Below are 17,207 nucleotides of genomic sequence, written 5' to 3' on the forward strand. Positions count from 1 at the left end.
CTCCTTCTCTACCCTCTCTCGCCCCCCCCCCCCGCCCCCCCCCGCCCGCCGCGGGGGGGGGGGGGGGGGGGGGCGGCCCCGGCCCCCCCCCCCCCCGCCCCCAGCGGCGGTGGTGATGATGCGGCGTCACATGTTGGCTACGTCGGCCTGCTTGCTGCGGACGGCCTCGGCGGCCTCCTTCAGGGCGGCCAGCTCGTCGGCGTCCAGCTCCGTCTCGACGACCCGCTTGACGCCCCCGGCACCGATCTCGGCCTCCACGCCCAGGTAGACGCCCGAGATGCCGTACTCGCCGTCGACCCAGGCGCAAACCGGCATGACGTCGCCGGAGTCCTCCGCCACGGCCTTGGCCATCCGGGCGGCGGCGGCCGACGGGGCGTAGTACGCCGAGCCGGTCTTGAGCAGCGCGACGACCTCGGCGCCACCGTTGCGGGTCTTGACGACCAGCTCCTCGATCTGCTCGGCCGGCATGACGTCGCGCAGCGGCCGGCCGTCGACGGTGCTCTTCGACGGCACCGGCACCATGGTGTCGCCGTGCGAGCCGAGGGTCAACGTCTTCACCGACTTCACCGGCACGCTCAGCGCCTCGGCGACGAAGTTGGAGAACCGGGCGGTGTCCAGCATGCCGGCCTGGCCGAGCACCCGGTTGCGGGGGAACTGGGTGGCGAGCTGGGCCAGCGCGGTCATCTCGTCGAGCGGGTTGGAGACGACGATGACGACGGCGTTCGGGGCGTACTTGGCGACGTTCTCGGCGACCTGGCGGACGATCTTGGCGTTGGTCGCCAGCAGGTCCATCCGGCTCATCCCCGGCTTGCGGGGCAGGCCGGCGGTGATGACGACGACATCCGAGCCCTCGATGGCCTCGTACCCCTCGCCGTTCGGGCCGGTGGTGACGCCGACCAGCTTGGTCTCGAAGCCCTCGATCGCCCGCGACTGGTTGAGGTCCAGGGCGAGGCCGGCCGGCTTGCCCTCCACGATGTCGGTGATCACGACGGTGTCGAAGACGTCGTACTCGGCCAGGCGCTGTGCGGTGGTGGAGCCGTAGAACCCGGCCCCGACGACAGTGACCTTCTTACCCATGGTCGTCCCACTCCCTGATACCAGTCGGTTTTCCGGACCGTATCAGTCATCCTGGCACCGAACCGGTCAGGGGCGGACGGTTATGACATGGTTGCCGGCCTCAGCCCCGCTCGGCGCGTTCCACCACATTGGTGAGCAGCATGGCGCGGGTCATCGGGCCGACCCCGCCGGGCATCGGCACGAGCTTGCCAGCCACCTCGGCGACCTCCGGGTCCACGTCGCCGGTGTAGCGGCCCTTGCCGTCCTCCCCGATGACCCGGGTGATGCCGACGTCGACCACGATCGCCCCGGGGGTGACCATCTCGGCGGTGAGCAGGCCCGGCACGCCGGCGGCCACGATGACGATGTCCGCCGCCCGGGTCTGCGCGGCGAGGTCGAGGGTGCCGGTGTGGCAGAGGGTCACGGTGGCGTTCTCGCTGCGCCGGGTGAGCAGCAGGCCGAGCGGGCGGCCGACCGTGTTGCCCCGGCCGACCAGCGTCACCTTCGCGCCCTGCAGGGGTACGTCATGCCGGCGCAGCAGCTCGACGATCCCGCGCGGGGTGCAGGGCAGCGGACCGTCGTAGCCGAGTACCAGCCGGCCCAGGTTGACCGGGTGCAGGCCGTCGGCGTCCTTGGTCGGGTCGATCATCTCCAGCGCCCGCTGGGTGTCCAGGTGACCGGGCAGCGGCAGCTGGACGATGTAGCCGTGGCAGGCCGGGTCGGCGTTCAGCTCGGCGAGCACGTCGTCGACCTGCTGCTGGGTGGCGTCGGCCGGCAACTCCCGACGGATCGAGGCGATGCCGACCTCCGCGCAGTCGCGGTGCTTGCCGTTGACGTACGCCTGGGAGCCGGGGTCGGCCCCGACCAGGACCGTGCCCAGGCCCGGAACGATGCCGCGCTCCGCCAGTGCCTTCACCCGCGCCCGCAGCTCGTCCTTGATCTCGGCCGCGGTCGCCTTGCCGTCCAGGATGGTCGCCGTCACCTGCCGATCGTCTCACGCCCCGCGCCGGCCGCCGCGCGCACCGCACCACCCGGCGCGGTCGACCGGCCGCCGGGTTCCGGAACGACCGGCTGCAATCACGGTACGTGACGTGTTCTTCGTCACCGAGAGTCACGTCTTGTGGGGCGGGCCACAGGCCGAGCCGGGACGGCGTGGGCCGAAGTCGGACAAATGCCCTCGCCGCCCGGGCGGTACGCTGCCCGCGCGAAACCCTCGCGCGGCCGCGCCCACCCGGCGACGTGCCGCCGCGGATCATTGCGCTGCGTCACCGATGCCGGACCCGGCTGCGCAGCGTGAGCAGATGAGGAGACCCCCATGCGTGTTCGTAGGCTCGCCATCTGGCCGGCTCTCTCGCTCACGGCGACCCTGGGCCTGGCGGCCTGCGGATCGGACGGCGACGGCGCGGGTCGGCCCGACCCCGACGCGGCCGTACGCATCGAGATCGCCGAGCCGCAGCACCTGGTGCCGACCGACACCTCCGAGACGAACGGCTCGCAGGTGCTCAGCGCCCTGTTCAGCCCGCTGATCGACTACGACCGGGACAACAAGCCGTACGAGGTGGCGGCCCGGTCGATCGAGTCGACGGACAACCGGGTCTGGACGGTCAAGCTGAAGACCGGCTACACCTTCCACAACGGCGAGCCGGTCACCGCCCAGAACTACCTCGACGCCTGGAACTACGGCGCATACGGCCCGAACGAGCAGAACTCCAGCTACTTCTTCGAGAAGATCGCCGGGTACGACGACCTGCAGGGCGACCCGCCCGCGGCGAAGACCCTGTCCGGGCTGCGGAAGGTCGACGACCTGACCTTCACCGTGACGCTCGCCGAGCCGTACGCCGAGTTCCGCACCGTGCTCGGGTACACCGCGTTCTACCCGCTGCCGAAGGCGGCCTTCGCCGCGCCGGGCGTCCTCGACGAGGGCTACGAGGAGACGCCGATCGGCCAGGGCCCGTTCAAGATGAAGGGCAGCTGGGTGCACGACGCGAAGGTCGAGGTGGAGCGGTACGACGCCTTCCCCGGGCAGCAGCCGCGGGTCGCCGGCGTCGAGTTCCGGATCTACCAGCAGGCCACCGCCGCGTACGCCGACGTGCTGTCGGACAACCTCGACGTGATCAAGACCATTCCGACCGAGAACCTGTCGACGGCGCCCACCGACCTCGGCGACCGGTTCCGGCAGAGCCCCGCCTCGTCGCTGCAGATGCTGGCCTTCCCCACCTTCCAGCAGGAGTTCAGCAAGCCCGAGGTGCGCAAGGCGATCTCGATGGCGATCGACCGCGACGGGATCAGCGACTCGATCTTCAAGGGGGCGGAGCAGCCGGCCCGCTCGTTCGTCTCCCCGGTGGTCGCCGGGTACCGGGAGAACACGATCGGCGAGGCGGGGCGCTACGACCCGGCCCGGGCCCGGTCGATGTACGAGGCCGCGGGCGGCCCGAGGACGATCGAGCTGTCCTACAACGGCGACGGCGCCCACCGCGCCTGGGTCGACGCGACCTGCGACCAGCTCGCCGCGAACCTCGGCGTGAGCTGCGTCGGCACCGCCGAGCCGAAGTTCGCCGACCTGCTGACCAAGCTGGGCCGGAAGCAGCCGGTGGGTATGTTTCGGATGGGCTGGGTCATGGACTACCCGTCCATGGAGAACTACCTCGGCCCGCTGTACAGCACCAACGGCTCGTCGAACTACTACGGCTACCGCAACGAGCGGTTCGACCGGCTCCTCGCCGAGGGCGCCAAGGCCCCGAGCGAGGCGGAGGCGATCCGGAAGTACCAGGCGGCGGAGGACCTGCTCGCCGCGGACCTGCCGGTGATCCCGCTGCGGTTCGGCCAGAACAGCTTCGGCCACTCGGCGAAGGTCAGGAACGTGGAGATGGACCTCTTCGACCGGGTCGACCTGCTGAAGATCGAGGCGCTCCGGTAAGACCGGGAGGCAGACGGGGCGGGACGCGGTGACCGCGTCCCGCCCCGTGCCGGCGTCAGTGGAAGAAGTGCCGGGTGCCGGTGAGGTACATGGTCACACCGGCCTCCTTGCAGGCGGCGATGGTCTCCTCGTCGCGGACGGAGCCACCGGGCTGCACGATGGCCCGTACCCCGGCGTCGATGAGGATCTGCGGGCCGTCGGCGAACGGGAAGAACGCGTCCGAGGCCGCCACCGCGCCACGCGCCCGCTCGGCACCGGCCCGGCTGACCGCCAGTCGGGCCGAGTCGACCCGGTTCACCTGGCCCATGCCGACCCCGACCGAGGCGCCGTCCTTGGCCAGCAGGATCGCGTTGCTCTTCACCGCGCGCACCGCCCGCCAGGCCAGCACGAGATCGCGCAGGGTCGCCTCGTCGGCCGGCTCGCCGGTGGCCAGCCGCCAGTTGGCCGGGTCGTCGCCCTCGGCGTCGATCCGGTCCCGCAGTTGCACCAGCACTCCGCCGGTGACCTGCCGCCACTCGGCCGGCAGCGGGTTGAACTCGGGCGCCCGCAGCAGCCGGAGGTTCTTCCGGCCCTGGAGGATCTCCACCGCGCCCGGCTCGAACCCGGGTGCCACCAGGACCTCGGTGAAGATCTCCGCGACCTGCCGGGCCAGCTCCACGCTGACCGGGCGGTTCACCGCGATGACCCCGCCGAAGGCGGAGACCGGGTCACAGTCGTGGGCCCGGCGGTGCGCCTCGGCCACGTCCGCGCCGACCGCGATGCCGCACGGGTTGGCGTGCTTGATGATGGCCACGGCCGGCTGGTCAGCGAAGTCGTTGGCCGCCCGCCACGCGGCGTCCGCGTCCACGTAGTTGTTGTAGGACATCTCCTTGCCGTGCAGCTGCTCGGCCTGCGCCAGACCCGGCGGGCTGGCCGGGTCGGCGTAGACGGCTGCGCCCTGGTGCGGGTTCTCGCCGTAGCGCAGCACCGCCTGGCGGCGCAGCGCGAGCCCGGCGAACTCCGGCCATCCGTCGGCGGCCGGGTTGAGCGTGGCGGCGAACCACTCGGCGACGGCCACGTCGTACTCGGCGATGTCGGCGAACGCGCGGGCCGCGAGCGCCCGGCGCTGGGCCAGCGTGAAGCCGCCCTCGGCCAGCGCGGCGACCAGTGCCGGGTACGCCGCCGGGTCGGTCACCACGGCGACCGAGGCGTGGTTCTTGGCCGCCGCGCGGACCATCGCCGGGCCGCCGATGTCGATCTGCTCGACGCACTCGTCGGGGCCGGCGCCGGAGGCCACCGTGTCCTGGAACGGGTAGAGGTTGGAGACCAGCAGGTCGATCCCGCCGATCCCGTGCTCGTCGAGCTGGGCGGCGTGCGAGTCCCTACGCAGGTCGGCGAGGAGGCCGCCGTGGATCTTCGGGTGCAGGGTCTTCACCCGGCCGTCCAGGATCTCCGGGAAGCCGGTCACCTGCTCGACCGCGGTCACCGGCACGCCGGCGCCGGCGATGGTGGTGGCGGTGCTGCCGGTCGAGACGATCTCCACCCCGGCGGCGTGCAGCGCCCGGGCCAGCTCGACCAGGCCGCCCTTGTCGTAGACGCTCACCAGCGCCCGTCGGATCGGACGGCGCTCGTCTGCGGTGGCACTCACTCCGACCGTGACCTTTCTTCCGGTGACTGTCCAACCTTCACGGACCAGGCGGCCGACCTGCTCGACGAGCTGGCGCCGCTCGGCGGTCTTGATGCGCTCGGTGAGCGCCGCCACGTCGTCGCCGTCGAGCACCGGCACCGCGACCTGCGCGACGATCGGCCCGGTGTCCATGCCGGCGTCGACGAAGAAGAGGGTGGCCCCGGTGACCTTGACGCCGTAGGCGAGCGCGTCGCGGGGCCCGTGGATGCCGGGGAACGCCGGCAGCAGGGTGTTGTGGGTGTTGAGGTAGCGGTCGCCGAACGCGGCGAGGAAGTGCGGGCCGACCAGCTTGAGGAAGCCGGCGCTGATCACCAGGTCCGGCCGGTGCTCCGCGACCCGCGCGGTCAGTGCCCGGTCCCAGTCCTCGCGGGTCGGGTGGTCCGTCAGCCGCTCCACGAAGGTCGGCACCCCGGCCGCCGCGGCCCGGTCCAGGCCGGCGATGCCGTCCCGGTCGGCGCCCACGGCGACCACCCGCGCCCCGTAGCCGGGGTCGGCGGCGGCGTCCAGCAGCGCCTGAAGGTTGCTGCCGGAACCGGAGAGGAGGACGACGAGGCGGGCGCCGGACGCGGGCTCGGTCACGGGGGCCAGCCTATCGGGCGGCCGGCCCGCCGGACGCACGGGCGGTGCGGATCGTGCGCGATCACCGCGCTGGCCTGGACGCGATACGCTGCCGATCGCTCGGTGCCCGGCGTACGGCCGGCTCCGGACCGTCAACGGACGGCACGCCGACAGTGCCGTCAGAACGAGGAGTACGCGCGCATGCAGCCCGGACAGCCCGGTCAGGACCCGTACGGCCAGCAGCCCAACCAGGACCCGACCGCCCCCCACTTCCCCGCCGACCCGTACGGCCAGCCGCCGCAGGCGCCGCAGCCGCCGTACGGGCAGCAGCCCACCTCGGGCCAGCCCTACGGCCAGCCGGACCCGTACGCGGCCCCGCCGCAGGCGCCGTACGGCCAGCAGCCCACCTCGGGCCAGCCGTACGGGCAGCCGCCCACCTCCGGCCAGCCGTACGGCCAGCCGCAGCCGTACCAGGACCCGTACGCCGCGCAGCAGCCGTACGGCGCCCCGGGCTACCCGAACGCCGGCTACCCGCAGCCGCAGGGGCAGAACAACACCCTCGGCCTGGTCTCGATGATCCTGGGCATCGCCGCGATCCCGATGGTCTGCTGCCTCTACCTGGGCATCCCGCTGGGCATCGCGGCGGTGGTCACCGGCTACCTCGGCCGGCAGAAGGCCGCCCAGGGGCTGGCCAGCAACGGCGGCCAGGCCAAGGCCGGTCTGATCTGCGGCGCCGTCGCCGTCGCCCTGGGCATCCTGCTCATCATCCTGTACTTCGTCGGCCTGGGCCTGGACCTGCCGACCAACCCCTGATCGCCGCACCGCTGCCCGAGGGGCGCCCCGACCGGGGCGCCCCTCGGCGTCTCCCGGTCCAGCGCCGGCGTCAGCGGGACGGGGCGGGCCGGGCGAGCAGCTTGCCGGCCGCGCAGCCGAGCAGCGCGCCCACCGCGACCACCGCGGTCGACACGCCCGCCACCTGCCAGGGCACCGGACCGACCTCGGCCAGCCGGCCGCCGCCGAGCGGGCCGCGGGCCGCCGCCGCGGCAGCGCCGAGCAGCAGGCCGGCCACCGGGCCGGCGAGCGCCGCGGGCACCAGCAGGACCGGCCAGCCCGGCACGGCCCGCCGCTGGGTCGCGGCCCGCAGCAACCGCCGGGCCAGCAGCCAACCCGCGGCCATCGCCAGCAGCACCGGGACGGCGAGCAGCAGGGCACCCGGCCCGTCGACCGGGCCGCGCGGCAGCCCGGCCAGCAGGGGTACGGCGGGCAGCGCGCCGAGCGAGACCTCGCTGGTGCGTACGGCGGTGTCGACGCCGACGGCGAACCCGGGACCGAGCAGGTAACTCAGCGACCAAACCGCGGCGTTCGGCGCGTACGCGAGGCTGACCAGGGTGATCCCGGCCTGGCCGGCCACCCCGGTGCGGTAGGCGCCGATCATGTCGGCGGCGTCCCCACCCCCGGTGGCCACCGCCAACCCGGCCGCCCCGGCGCCCGCGCCGAGCAGCAGCAGCGCGGCCACCACGCCGGTGCGCACGCCGTCGACCACCGGCGGCGGCAGCCGCTCGGCGAGCAGCACGGCGACCCCGGTGGTGCGTACCGCGCCGAGCAGGGCGGCCGGCACCCCGAACGCCAGGGCGGTGAGCCCGGCCCGGACCGGGGAGACCTGCGGGCCGGCGAGCCCGACCAGCAGGGCGGCCACCGCGCCGAGCAGGCCGTACGCGATTCCCACCGCCGCCGCGACGGTGAGCGCCGCCCGGGGCGAACGGCCGCCGCGGGCGCCCACGGCCCGGCTGGCGTGCACCCCGGCCCGGGTCAGCCGCCAGACGACCAGGCCGGTCAGCGCCAGCGGGCTCAGGCCGAGCGGCCCGGCCTCGGTGCCGAGTGGCACGCCGTGGCCGAGCAGCCAGCCGGCCAGCCCGGCGCCGAGCGCGCCGGGCAGCGAGCCGGCGTCCTCGGTCAGCTGGGCGAGGGCCAGCACCACGGCCACCGGCAGCCAGCCGGTGAGCGCGGCCCAGAGCGCCGCCACCCCGGCGGCGACGGGCAACGGCGCCCGGCTGCGGGAGGGCTCGCCGGCGCGCGGCGCGGGCACCCGGGCCCCCGCCCGGGGGCGGCCGGGCGGTCGGGTGTCGGCGACGGGACGGCGCGGCTGGTCAGGGGTGACGGAGGACATCGGGTCTACTCTGGCATGCCGCCCGGGCCCCGGCAGGCCGGTACCGCCCCCTACCGGTGGCGAGTTCCGTGATCCACCGGTCCTGGCCGGCGATCCGGTTTAGCCTCGGGCCAGGGACGCGACCTTCCCGTCGCGGCACCGACCGCTCGGAGGAAGCCGTGAACGCTCCTTATCCGCCACCACCGCCGCCACCGGCCGCCGGCCGGGACCGGACCACCCTGTGGGGCGTCCTGGGGATCATCCTCGGCCTGCTGTGCTGCGGCATCCTGGGCATCGTCTTCGGCTGGCTGTCGATCCGGGACGCCAAGCGTTTCGGCAGGTCGCCGCTGCTCGGCTGGTTGGCCATCGCGCTCGGCGTCATCAACCTCATCGTCAGCGCGATCGTGCGGGCGCGGGGCGCCTACTACTACCCGTACTGGTACCGCTGACCCGCCCGGCGGGGTGACGGGGTACGACGAGCCGAGGGGGCCGACCGGTGCCGGTCGGCCCCCTCGGTGCGTCACGTGCGGCGGCTCAGTGGCCGGACATGAGCTCCCGCATCAGCTTGGCGGTCTCGGTCGGGGTCTTGCCGACCTTGACGCCGACCGCCTCCAGCGCTGCCTTCTTCGCGTCGGCGGTGCCCGCCGAGCCGGAGATGATCGCGCCGGCGTGGCCCATCGTCTTGCCGGGCGGGGCGGTGAAGCCGGCGATGTAGCCGACCACCGGCTTGGTGACGTTGGCCTTGATGAACTCGGCCGCCCGCTCCTCGGCGTCGCCGCCGATCTCACCGATCATCACGATCGCGTCGGTCTCCGGGTCCGCCTCGAAGGCGGCCAGCGCGTCGATGTGGGTGGTGCCGATGATCGGGTCACCGCCGATGCCGACGCAGGTGGAGAAGCCGATGTCGCGCAGCTCGTACATCATCTGGTAGGTCAGCGTGCCGCTCTTGCTGACCAGGCCGATCCGGCCGGAGCCGGTGATGTCGGCCGGGATGATGCCGGCGTTGGACGCGCCCGGCGAGGCGATGCCCGGGCAGTTCGGACCGATGATCCGGGTCCGCTCGCCCTTGGCCACGTTGTACGCCCAGAACGCGGCGGTGTCGTGCACCGGCACGCCCTCGGTGATCACCACGGCCAGCTCGATGCCGGCGTCGATCGCCTCGACCACGGCGCCCTTGGTGAACTGCGGCGGCACGAAGATGACCGTGACGTCCGCCCCGGTGGATTTCATCGCGTCCGCGACGGAGGCGAAGACCGGCAGCTCGGCGCCGTCGAAGTCGACAGTGGTGCCGGCCTTGCGCGGGTTCACGCCACCGACCACGTTGGTGCCGGCGGCGAGCATCCGCCGGGTGTGCTTGGAACCCTCGGAACCGGTCATCCCCTGCACGATGACCTTGGAGTCCTTGGTCAGCCAGATAGCCATTGTCAGACCCCCGCAGCTGCCAGCTCGGCGGCCCGCTCGGCCGCGCCGTCCATGGTGTCGACCCGCTGGATGAGCGGGTTGTTCGCGTCGTCGAGGATCGCCCGACCGGCCTCGGCGTTGTTGCCGTCGAGGCGGACGACGAGCGGCTTGGTGGCCTTCTCGCCACGCTGCTCGAGCAGCGCCAGCGCCTGCACGATGCCGTTGGCGACGGCGTCGCACGCGGTGATGCCGCCGAAGACGTTGACGAAGACACTGCGCACCGACGGGTCGGAGAGGACGATCTCCAGGCCGTTCGCCATCACCTCGGCGCTCGCGCCGCCGCCGATGTCGAGGAAGTTGGCCGGCTTGACGCCGCCGTGCCGCTCACCGGCGTACGCGACCACGTCGAGGGTCGACATGACCAGGCCCGCGCCGTTGCCGATGATGCCGACCTCGCCGTCGAGCTTGACGTAGTTGAGGTCCTTGGACTTGGCGGCCTGCTCCAGCGGGTCCACGGCGGCCTGGTCGACCAGGGCCTCGTGGTCCGGGTGGCGGAACGCGGCGTTCTCGTCCAGCGAGATCTTCGCGTCCAGCAGCAGCAGCTTGCCGTCCTTGGTCGTGGCCAGCGGGTTCACCTCGACCAGGGTGGCGTCCTCGGCCACGAAGGCCTGCCACAGGCCCACCGCGACCTCGACGACCTGGTCGGCGACCTCGGCCGGGAAGCCGGCGGCGGTCACGATCTCCCGGGCCTTCGCCTCGTCCACGCCCTTGACCGCGTCGATCGGGGCCTTGACCACCTTGTCCGGGGTCTCCGCGGCCACCTGCTCGATGTCCATGCCGCCGGCAACGCTGGCGATGCAGAGGAAGGTGCGGTTCGCCCGGTCGAGCAGGTACGAGAAGTAGTACTCGTCGGCCACGTCCGCCGTCACGGTGATCATGACCTTGTGGACGCTGTGGCCCTTGATGTCCATGCCGAGGATGTCGGTGGCCCGGGCCACCGTCTCCTCCGCGCCCTCGGCGAGCTTGACGCCACCGGCCTTGCCTCGGCCGCCGACCTTCACCTGCGCCTTGACGACGACCCGGCCGCCGAGTCGCTCGGCGATCGCGCGGGCCTCCTCCGGGGTAGTGGCGACGCCGCCGGCGAGCACGGGCAAGCCGTGCCGCTCGAACAGGTCCCGCCCCTGGTACTCGTACAGGTCCACGTTTGCGCGTCCCGTCCCGTCTCCGCGGCGCGCCGTCGCGCCGCCACCAGCGTTGAGATAAACAGTTTGACGCCTGTCATCAGATCAGACAGGCCATTTGCCGCAGCCTAACGAGATTGGGACGGGCGGCAACCGACCGGGTGCGGGGTGTGCGGTAATGCACAGCCCCGCGCCGAGTCAGTCGATCGGGCAGCGCCCCCGGGCGTAGCGCCGCAGCGCCGCGACGACCTCCTCCTCGGCGCGGTCGGTGAGCCGCAGCCGGGCGAGGAAGCCCGGGTGCGCCGGCCGCGCCGGCCCGGGCGGTCCGGGCACCTGGGTGTCCAGCCAGGCCAGCAGGCCGAGCCGGCGGAACAGGCCGCGGTCCCGGGGTTCCACGCAGAGCACCGGCGCCAGGCCGTGCCGGCGGCGGTGCACCAGGGCGATCTCCGTCCACGGCAGCCAGACCACCTGGCCCCGGAACGCCCGGGCCCGGACCCAGAGGCCGTCCGGGCCGGCCGCGAGCACCGGATCGTCCGGGTTGCCGAGCCAGAACAGTGCCGACACCAGCAGGCAGCAGCCGGCGAGCGGGGCCAGCAGCCCGGCGGCCGGCGGGCCGCCGAGCCGGCCGATCCCGGTGACCAGGAAGAACCCGCCCAGCACCGCCCCGATCAGGACGGCGACCCGGCCGGCGCGGCGGCGCACCCGGGGACGGACGACGAAGGGCTGGCCCTCGGGGACGCGGCGGGCGACGCGCACGGCGGAGTCCGGAGCGGGCTGCGGCGCGACCGGCACGGCGGCCTCCGGGGGATGGGTGGCGGTACCGACCAGCCTACGACCCTGCGTCAATACTCGGTGACCCGCCGTCACCACCCTCGGTGGCCGGCCAGGCCCCCGGTACGCCGGAATGCGGTGGCAGGGGTCCCTGCTCGCACCCGTAACCGCCGGTCGGGGGCGTCGTTGAGTGTGATGTCGGAGCGCTGATTCAGCGCGAGGGCGGGAGCGGCCGATGCCCTGTCGGTCGAGGGGTGGCGGCGGGGCATCGTGCATAGAAGGGCCGGGCGTGTGAGGGGTGCGTCCGGCCCTTCTCCCTGCCCAAATCCGGATCGTTAGGCGGTCGGGGCCGGGTTCAGGCGACGGCCTGCGCCACGTTCGTCCGGACCCACTCGACGATCGACTGCGTGGTCGCGCCCGGCGTGAAGATCTTGGCTACCCCGAGCTGCTCCAGCTCGGGGATGTCGGCGTCCGGGATGATCCCGCCACCGAAGACGACGATGTCCCGGGCGTCCCGCTCGCCGAGCAGTTCCAGCACCCGGCGGAAGAGCGTCATGTGCGCCCCGGAGAGCACGGAGAGGCCGACCGCATCCGCGTCCTCCTGGATCGCGGTTTCCACGATCTGCTCCGGGGTCTGGTGCAGGCCGGTGTAGATGACCTCCATGCCGGCGTCGCGGAGGGCGCGGGCGACCACCTTGGCACCGCGGTCGTGGCCGTCCAGGCCCGGCTTCGCGACGACGACCCGGATTCGAGAGCTCATCAGCGCACACCTTTCACGGGCTCCGCGACTCAACACCTGAACGAACGGTAACCCGCCGACCCGGAGCCGGGAAATCCGGGCCGCCCCTACCAGCGCCGACCGCCGTCCAGGAAGTCGGACGCCTCCGCCGAACGGTCACTGTCGGCGACGAACGGGCAGTATCGGGGACCTCCGACCGGGGCATGGAGCTATGACAATGCCGGACGGAAAGGGACAGAAAGAAACGCCGGTTCGGCGCTTCCGCTTGTGACCGGGGCGGGGGTTGGCTAACGTGTCCACGGTTGTCATCAGGTCCATGGACGGGTGACGACGCGGCACCGGACGTTCGATCGAGCTGCACCGAACGGTCGGTAACCGCATCGGATCCCCGACAACGGAGGGTGTGCGTGCGCCAGCGCCTGTCGTCTGAGCCCGATAGATATCGCGGCCGCCGCCGCGTACCCACCCCACCCCGGAGCCGCTACGCCGCCGTCGTCACCACCGCCTTCGTCGGCGCCGGTGTCGTCGCGCTGGGCGCCGGCGCCCTGCCCGACGCCAAGAGCGTCAACCCGTCGGTCCTCGACGAGCTCAAGCAGGCCTCGATCACCAGTCAGGACGCGGCCGAACGGGCCGCCTCCGCCGACAAGCCCTCCCGGAGCAACGCCCGGGACAGCCAGGCGACCCGGGAAGAGGTCTGGCTGCTGCCGCTGCAGGGTTACGACTTCAAGTCGCCGTACGGCATGCGCTGGGGCAAGCTGCACACCGGCATCGACCTGGTCGCCCCGGAAGGCACCCCGTACGTGGCGATCCACGAGGGCACCGTCACCAAGGCCGGCTGGTTCGGCGGCTACGGCTACGCGGTGATCGTGCAGCACGCCGACGGCAGCGAAATCATCTACGGCCACTCCTCCGAGGTGAGCGTCCGCGAGGGGCAGCAGGTGAAGGCGGGCGACCAGCTCGGCCTGGTCGGCAACACCGGCCACTCGTACGGCTCGCACCTGCACATCGAGGTCCACGTCGACGGCCAGCCGCTCGACCCGGTGCCGTGGCTGGAGACCCGCGGAGTGAACATCAAGCTGCAGATCGACACCTACTACAGCGAGGTAGCCGCGTCCTGACGGCGCGTACCGCCCGATGACCGCCCGGATCGACCGATCCGGGCGGTTTTTCGTCGCCTCGCCCCACTTGATGTCTGCTGGACCACAGCGGGAAGTGTGGCGCGGACCACAGGCCGGCAAGATCAGCTACCGGGACGATCCGCCTCGGACCGGCAGATATCCGGCCCGCCGCCTCCCTTGATCCGCACTTCTGCCGGGGACACCTACCCGCCGGTCAGCACGCTGACACCAGTATTTGCGGGTCACGTGTCCCCGATCCGTGAAGGTCCGTTGTGCAGGAAGACAGCTACCCTCAGCAAGACCACGACAACCCGAACGAGGAGACTGCCGCCGTCGGCCGGCACCGGCTGCTGGCCGGACGGCGCCGCGGCCGGCTGGTGGTCGGCGCGGTCACGCTGGTCGCCCTGGGCGTCGCCGGTGTCTCCGCCGCCACGCTGAGCCGGCCGGACGCGCCGCGTTCCGCCGCGGTGTCGCTCGACGCCCAGGCCCAGGCCGACGCCGCCGCCCGAGCCGATGCCGCCGCCCCGGCCGACCGCTCCGCCCGGGACGAGGCCACCCCGATCACCCCCACCGCCAGCCCCAGCGCGGCCACCCCGACCGTCCGCCCGTCGGCCCGCCCCACCCCCCGTGCCACCGCCAAGCCGAAGCCGAAGCCGACCGCCACCGCGACGCCGAAGCGCACCGCCAAGCCGAAGCCCGCCTGGGTGATCCCGATGAAGGGCGCCGAGATCACCTCCTGCTACGGCCAGCGGTGGGGCACCCTGCACGCCGGCATCGACTTCGCGATGCCCGCCGGCACCCCGATCCACGCCGCCGCCGCCGGGACCGTGGTGAAGGCCGGCGACGCCGGTGACGGCTACGGCAACTCGGTCTTCGTCGACCACGGCAACGGCTACCTCACCCACTACGCCCACCAGAGCCGGCTGGTGGTCAGCGAGGGCGACCAGGTCAGTGCCGGTGAACTGATCGGCTACGAGGGCTCCACCGGCGACTCCACCGGCCCGCACCTGCACTTCGAGGTGCATCAGGGCGGCATGTGGAACCAGATCGACCCGGCGCCGTTCCTGCGCGCCCGGGGCATCGACGTGGCCTGCTGACGGCTCATGGACGGGCGGCGGCCCGGTCACCGGCGGTTCGCCGGCGACCGGGCCCCGCGTCGCTCAGAGCTTGTCGATCGGCGCGTGCCGGAGCACCAGCCACATGGTCTGGTCACCGAAGTCGATCTGGGCCCGCGCGCCTGGGCCGTGCCCCTCGACGGCCAGCACCCGGCCGAGGCCGTACCGCTGGTGGTTGACCCGGTCCCCCGCCGCCACCTTCGGCGCCTGCGGCAGCTCGCTGGCGGTGGCCAGGCGGCTGCCGTCCACGCCGAGCTTGCGGGCCAGCTGGGCCGCCTTCGGCGTACCCCCGGCGAAGCCGCCCGGTCGGCCGGCGCGGTCCCCGCGCCCGCCGACGCCACCGCCCCCGCCGGCCCACGAGGTGTACGACCCCTCGGTGCGCTCCCAGCGGACCAGCTCCGGCGGCAGCTCCTCCAGGAACCGCGACGGCGGGTTGTACGCGGGCTGCCCCCACGCCGAGCGGGTCACCGCCCGGGACAGGTAGAGCCGCTCCCGGGCCCGGGTGATGCCCACATACGCCAGCCGGCGCTCCTCCTCCAGCTCGCGGGTGTCGCCCAGCGAACGCAGGTGCGGGAAGACGCCGTCCTCCAGGCCGGTCAGGAAGACCACCGGGAACTCCAGGCCCTTGGCGGTGTGCAGGGTCATCAGGGTGACCACGCCCTGATGAGGCGCGGCATCGTCTGCCTCGGCACCGTCAGGTGCCGAGCCTGGCTGCACCGGGATCTGGTCGGCGTCGGCGACCAGCGCCACCTGCTCCAGGAAGCCGGCCAGGGTGGCCCGCTCCCCCTCCGCGCCGAGCGCCTCGATCCGCTCGGTGTACTCCCGGGCGACGCTGACCAGTTCCTGGAGGTTGTCCACCCGGCCCGCGTCCTGCGGGTCCAGGCTCTCCTCCAGCTCGGTGAGGTAACCGGAGCGGGTCAGCACCGCCTCCAGCACCTCCTCCGGTGTGCCGGTCTCGGCCAGCTCGCGGGCGCCGTCGAGCAGGGCGACGAAGTCGGCGATGCCGTTCGCCGCCCGGGTGGAGATGCCCGGGGCGTCCTTGGCCCGGCGCAGCGCGGCGCCGAAGGAGACCCGGTCCCGGCTGGACAGCGCCTCGACGCACGCCTCGGCCCGCTCCCCGATGCCCCGGCGGGGCGTGTTGAGGATGCGGCGCAGGCTCACCGTGTCGTCGTCGTTGACCACCGCGCGCAGGTAGGCCAGCGCGTCGCGGACCTCCTTGCGCTCGTAGAAGCGCACCCCGCCGACCACCTTGTAGGGCAGGCCGACCCGGATGAACACCTCCTCGAAGACCCGGGACTGGGCGTTGGTGCGGTAGAAGACCGCCACGTCGCCGGGGCGGGTCTCGCCGGCGTCGACCAGCCGGTCGACCTCCCGGCCCACCCAGTCCGCCTCGGCGTGCTCGGTGTCGGCGACGTAGCCGACGATCCGCTCGCCGGCCCCGGCGTCACTCCACAACCGCTTCGGCTTACGCGAGGTGTTCCGGTCGATCACCGCGTTGGCGGCGTTGAGGATGGTCTGGGTGGAGCGGTAGTTCTGCTCCAGCAGGATCGTCCGGGCGTCGGTGAAGTCCCGCTCGAACTCCAGGATGTTGCGAATCGTCGCACCCCGGAACGCGTAGATCGACTGGTCGGCGTCACCGACCACGCACAGCTCCGCGGGCGCCAGCCCCTCAGTGCCGGCGACCAGCTCCTTGATCAGCGTGTACTGGGCGTGGTTGGTGTCCTGGTATTCATCCACCAGCACGTGCCGGAACCGGCGGCGGTAGGTCTCCGCAACGTGCGGGTGCGACTGGAACAGGTGCACCGTCGTCATGATCAGATCGTCGAAGTCCAGCGCGTGCGCCTCGCGCAGCCGCCGCTGGTAGAGCGTGTAAGCCTCCGACAGCGCCCGCTCGTTGGGCCCCTTGGCCCCGGCGGCGAAGGTCTCCGGGTCGATCAGCTCGTTCTTCAGGTTGGAGACCTGGGCGGCCAGCCCGCGGGCCGGGTAGCGCTTGGGGTCCAGATCCAGCTCGCGGGTCACCAACTGCATCAGCCGGCGCGAGTCGTCCGCGTCGTAGATCGAGAAGGTCGACTTCAGCCCGGCGTGCTCGTGCTCGGCGCGCAGGATCCGCACGCAGGCGGAGTGGAACGTCGACACCCACATCAGCCGGGCGCGCGCGCCGACCAGCGCGGCCACCCGCTCCTTCATCTCGCCGGCCGCCTTGTTGGTGAAGGTGATCGCGATGATCTCGCCGGGGTGCACGTCCCGCGCGGCGAGCAGGTACGCGATCCGGTGGGTGAGCACCCGGGTCTTGCCGGAACCGGCGCCGGCCACGATCAGCAGCGGGGAGCCGGCGTGGGTCACCGCGTCCCGCTGGGGCCCGTTGAGGCCCTCGACCAGCTCATGCGGGTCGAGGCGGCCACGGGCCGGCCCGGGCCGATGCGGCGCGGGGCGGGCGGGCTCGGGCGCGGGCGGGGACGCGGGGATGTCGAAGAGAGGATGCATCGCACGGCGAGTCTATGCCGCCGGGCGGACACTTCCCGCCCGCGTACGCGCCGAC

General features: G+C 73.0%; 14 protein-coding genes and 1 pseudogene. 5 read left to right on the top strand and 10 right to left on the bottom strand.

Annotation, left to right across the window (positions count from 1 at the left end):
• Positions 1-126 precede the first annotated feature (126 nt).
• Together AB0H57_RS07535 and AB0H57_RS07540 are read right to left on the bottom strand one after the other, a co-directional pair.
• Entirely contained in the window at positions 127-1,077 is a 951-nt protein-coding gene (locus AB0H57_RS07535) for a malate dehydrogenase (RefSeq protein ID WP_357503736.1), read from the bottom strand.
• A 100-nt stretch (positions 1,078-1,177) separates the two neighbouring features.
• A complete protein-coding gene (locus AB0H57_RS07540; protein WP_357503738.1) occupies positions 1,178-2,038 on the bottom strand; it encodes a bifunctional methylenetetrahydrofolate dehydrogenase/methenyltetrahydrofolate cyclohydrolase in 861 nt (286 codons plus the stop codon).
• 333 nt (positions 2,039-2,371) lie between these two features.
• Here AB0H57_RS07540 and AB0H57_RS07545 point away from each other — a divergent pair, with 333 nt between their 5' ends.
• Complete coding sequence (locus AB0H57_RS07545) at positions 2,372-3,973, top strand: ABC transporter substrate-binding protein (protein WP_357503740.1); 1,602 nt, start codon at positions 2,372-2,374, stop codon at positions 3,971-3,973.
• Positions 3,974-4,028: 55 nt separating this feature from the next.
• On the opposite strand, the gene purH is transcribed toward AB0H57_RS07545, so the two are convergent.
• Both purH and purN read right to left on the bottom strand, forming a co-directional pair.
• Positions 4,029-5,600, bottom strand: coding sequence for a bifunctional phosphoribosylaminoimidazolecarboxamide formyltransferase/IMP cyclohydrolase (gene purH, locus AB0H57_RS07550; RefSeq protein WP_357503990.1), 1,572 nt, complete (start codon positions 5,598-5,600; stop codon positions 4,029-4,031).
• Positions 5,601-5,603: 3 nt separating this feature from the next.
• Positions 5,604-6,218: pseudogene (gene purN, locus AB0H57_RS07555) on the bottom strand (phosphoribosylglycinamide formyltransferase); the annotation flags it as partial.
• Between the two features lie 180 nt (positions 6,219-6,398).
• Here purN and AB0H57_RS07560 point away from each other — a divergent pair.
• Complete coding sequence (locus tag AB0H57_RS07560) at positions 6,399-7,010, top strand: hypothetical protein (protein WP_357503742.1); 612 nt, start codon at positions 6,399-6,401, stop codon at positions 7,008-7,010.
• A gap of 70 nt (positions 7,011-7,080) precedes the next feature.
• Here AB0H57_RS07560 and AB0H57_RS07565 read toward each other — a convergent pair whose 3' ends face one another.
• A complete protein-coding gene (locus AB0H57_RS07565) occupies positions 7,081-8,364 on the bottom strand; it encodes a DUF6350 family protein (RefSeq protein ID WP_357503744.1) in 1,284 nt (427 codons plus the stop codon).
• Positions 8,365-8,522: 158 nt separating this feature from the next.
• Between AB0H57_RS07565 and AB0H57_RS07570 the strand changes: the two genes are divergently transcribed.
• Positions 8,523-8,792 (top strand): DUF4190 domain-containing protein, encoded by a 270-nt coding sequence (locus AB0H57_RS07570; protein ID WP_357503746.1) that lies wholly within the window; start codon positions 8,523-8,525, stop codon positions 8,790-8,792.
• An 85-nt stretch (positions 8,793-8,877) separates the two neighbouring features.
• Here AB0H57_RS07570 and sucD read toward each other — a convergent pair whose 3' ends face one another.
• From sucD to AB0H57_RS07590, 4 genes are all read right to left on the bottom strand, one after another.
• On the bottom strand, positions 8,878-9,765 hold the full coding sequence (gene sucD, locus AB0H57_RS07575; protein ID WP_357503748.1) for a succinate--CoA ligase subunit alpha: 888 nt from the start codon (positions 9,763-9,765) through the stop codon (positions 8,878-8,880).
• A 2-nt stretch (positions 9,766-9,767) separates the two neighbouring features.
• Positions 9,768-10,946, bottom strand: coding sequence for an ADP-forming succinate--CoA ligase subunit beta (sucC, locus tag AB0H57_RS07580; RefSeq protein ID WP_357503750.1), 1,179 nt, complete (start codon positions 10,944-10,946; stop codon positions 9,768-9,770).
• A gap of 177 nt (positions 10,947-11,123) precedes the next feature.
• A complete protein-coding gene (locus AB0H57_RS07585; protein ID WP_357503752.1) occupies positions 11,124-11,717 on the bottom strand; it encodes a hypothetical protein in 594 nt (197 codons plus the stop codon).
• 334 nt (positions 11,718-12,051) lie between these two features.
• Complete coding sequence (locus AB0H57_RS07590; protein ID WP_357503754.1) at positions 12,052-12,456, bottom strand: cobalamin B12-binding domain-containing protein; 405 nt, start codon at positions 12,454-12,456, stop codon at positions 12,052-12,054.
• A 386-nt stretch (positions 12,457-12,842) separates the two neighbouring features.
• Here AB0H57_RS07590 and AB0H57_RS07595 point away from each other — a divergent pair, with 386 nt between their 5' ends.
• Both AB0H57_RS07595 and AB0H57_RS07600 read left to right on the top strand, forming a co-directional pair.
• Entirely contained in the window at positions 12,843-13,553 is a 711-nt protein-coding gene (locus AB0H57_RS07595; RefSeq protein ID WP_357503756.1) for a M23 family metallopeptidase, read from the top strand.
• Between the two features lie 347 nt (positions 13,554-13,900).
• Positions 13,901-14,650, top strand: a complete 750-nt coding sequence (locus tag AB0H57_RS07600; RefSeq protein ID WP_357503992.1) for a peptidoglycan DD-metalloendopeptidase family protein — start codon at positions 13,901-13,903, stop codon at positions 14,648-14,650.
• 63 nt (positions 14,651-14,713) lie between these two features.
• Here AB0H57_RS07600 and pcrA read toward each other — a convergent pair whose 3' ends face one another.
• Positions 14,714-17,152 (bottom strand): DNA helicase PcrA, encoded by a 2,439-nt coding sequence (pcrA, locus tag AB0H57_RS07605; protein ID WP_357503758.1) that lies wholly within the window; start codon positions 17,150-17,152, stop codon positions 14,714-14,716.
• Between the last annotated feature and the right edge of the window lie 55 nt (positions 17,153-17,207).

The sequence above is a fragment of the Micromonospora sp. NPDC050686 genome (assembly GCF_040654475.1).
Lineage (GTDB): Bacteria > Actinomycetota > Actinomycetes > Mycobacteriales > Micromonosporaceae > Micromonospora.

Bases quoted from the DNA above. Each gene is read 5' to 3' on its own strand.
- AB0H57_RS07545 (WP_357503740.1), top strand. From the start codon at position 2,372: ATGCGTGTTCGTAGGCTCGCCATCTGGCCGGCTCTCTCGCTCACGGCG.
- AB0H57_RS07565 (WP_357503744.1), bottom strand. From the start codon at position 8,364: ATGTCCTCCGTCACCCCTGACCAGCCGCGCCGTCCCGTCGCCGACACC.
- sucD (WP_357503748.1), bottom strand. From the start codon at position 9,765: ATGGCTATCTGGCTGACCAAGGACTCCAAGGTCATCGTGCAGGGGATG.
- pcrA (WP_357503758.1), bottom strand. From the start codon at position 17,152: ATGCATCCTCTCTTCGACATCCCCGCGTCCCCGCCCGCGCCCGAGCCC.
- AB0H57_RS07590 (WP_357503754.1), bottom strand. From the start codon at position 12,456: ATGAGCTCTCGAATCCGGGTCGTCGTCGCGAAGCCGGGCCTGGACGGC.
- AB0H57_RS07535 (WP_357503736.1), bottom strand. From the start codon at position 1,077: ATGGGTAAGAAGGTCACTGTCGTCGGGGCCGGGTTCTACGGCTCCACC.
- AB0H57_RS07560 (WP_357503742.1), top strand. From the start codon at position 6,399: ATGCAGCCCGGACAGCCCGGTCAGGACCCGTACGGCCAGCAGCCCAAC.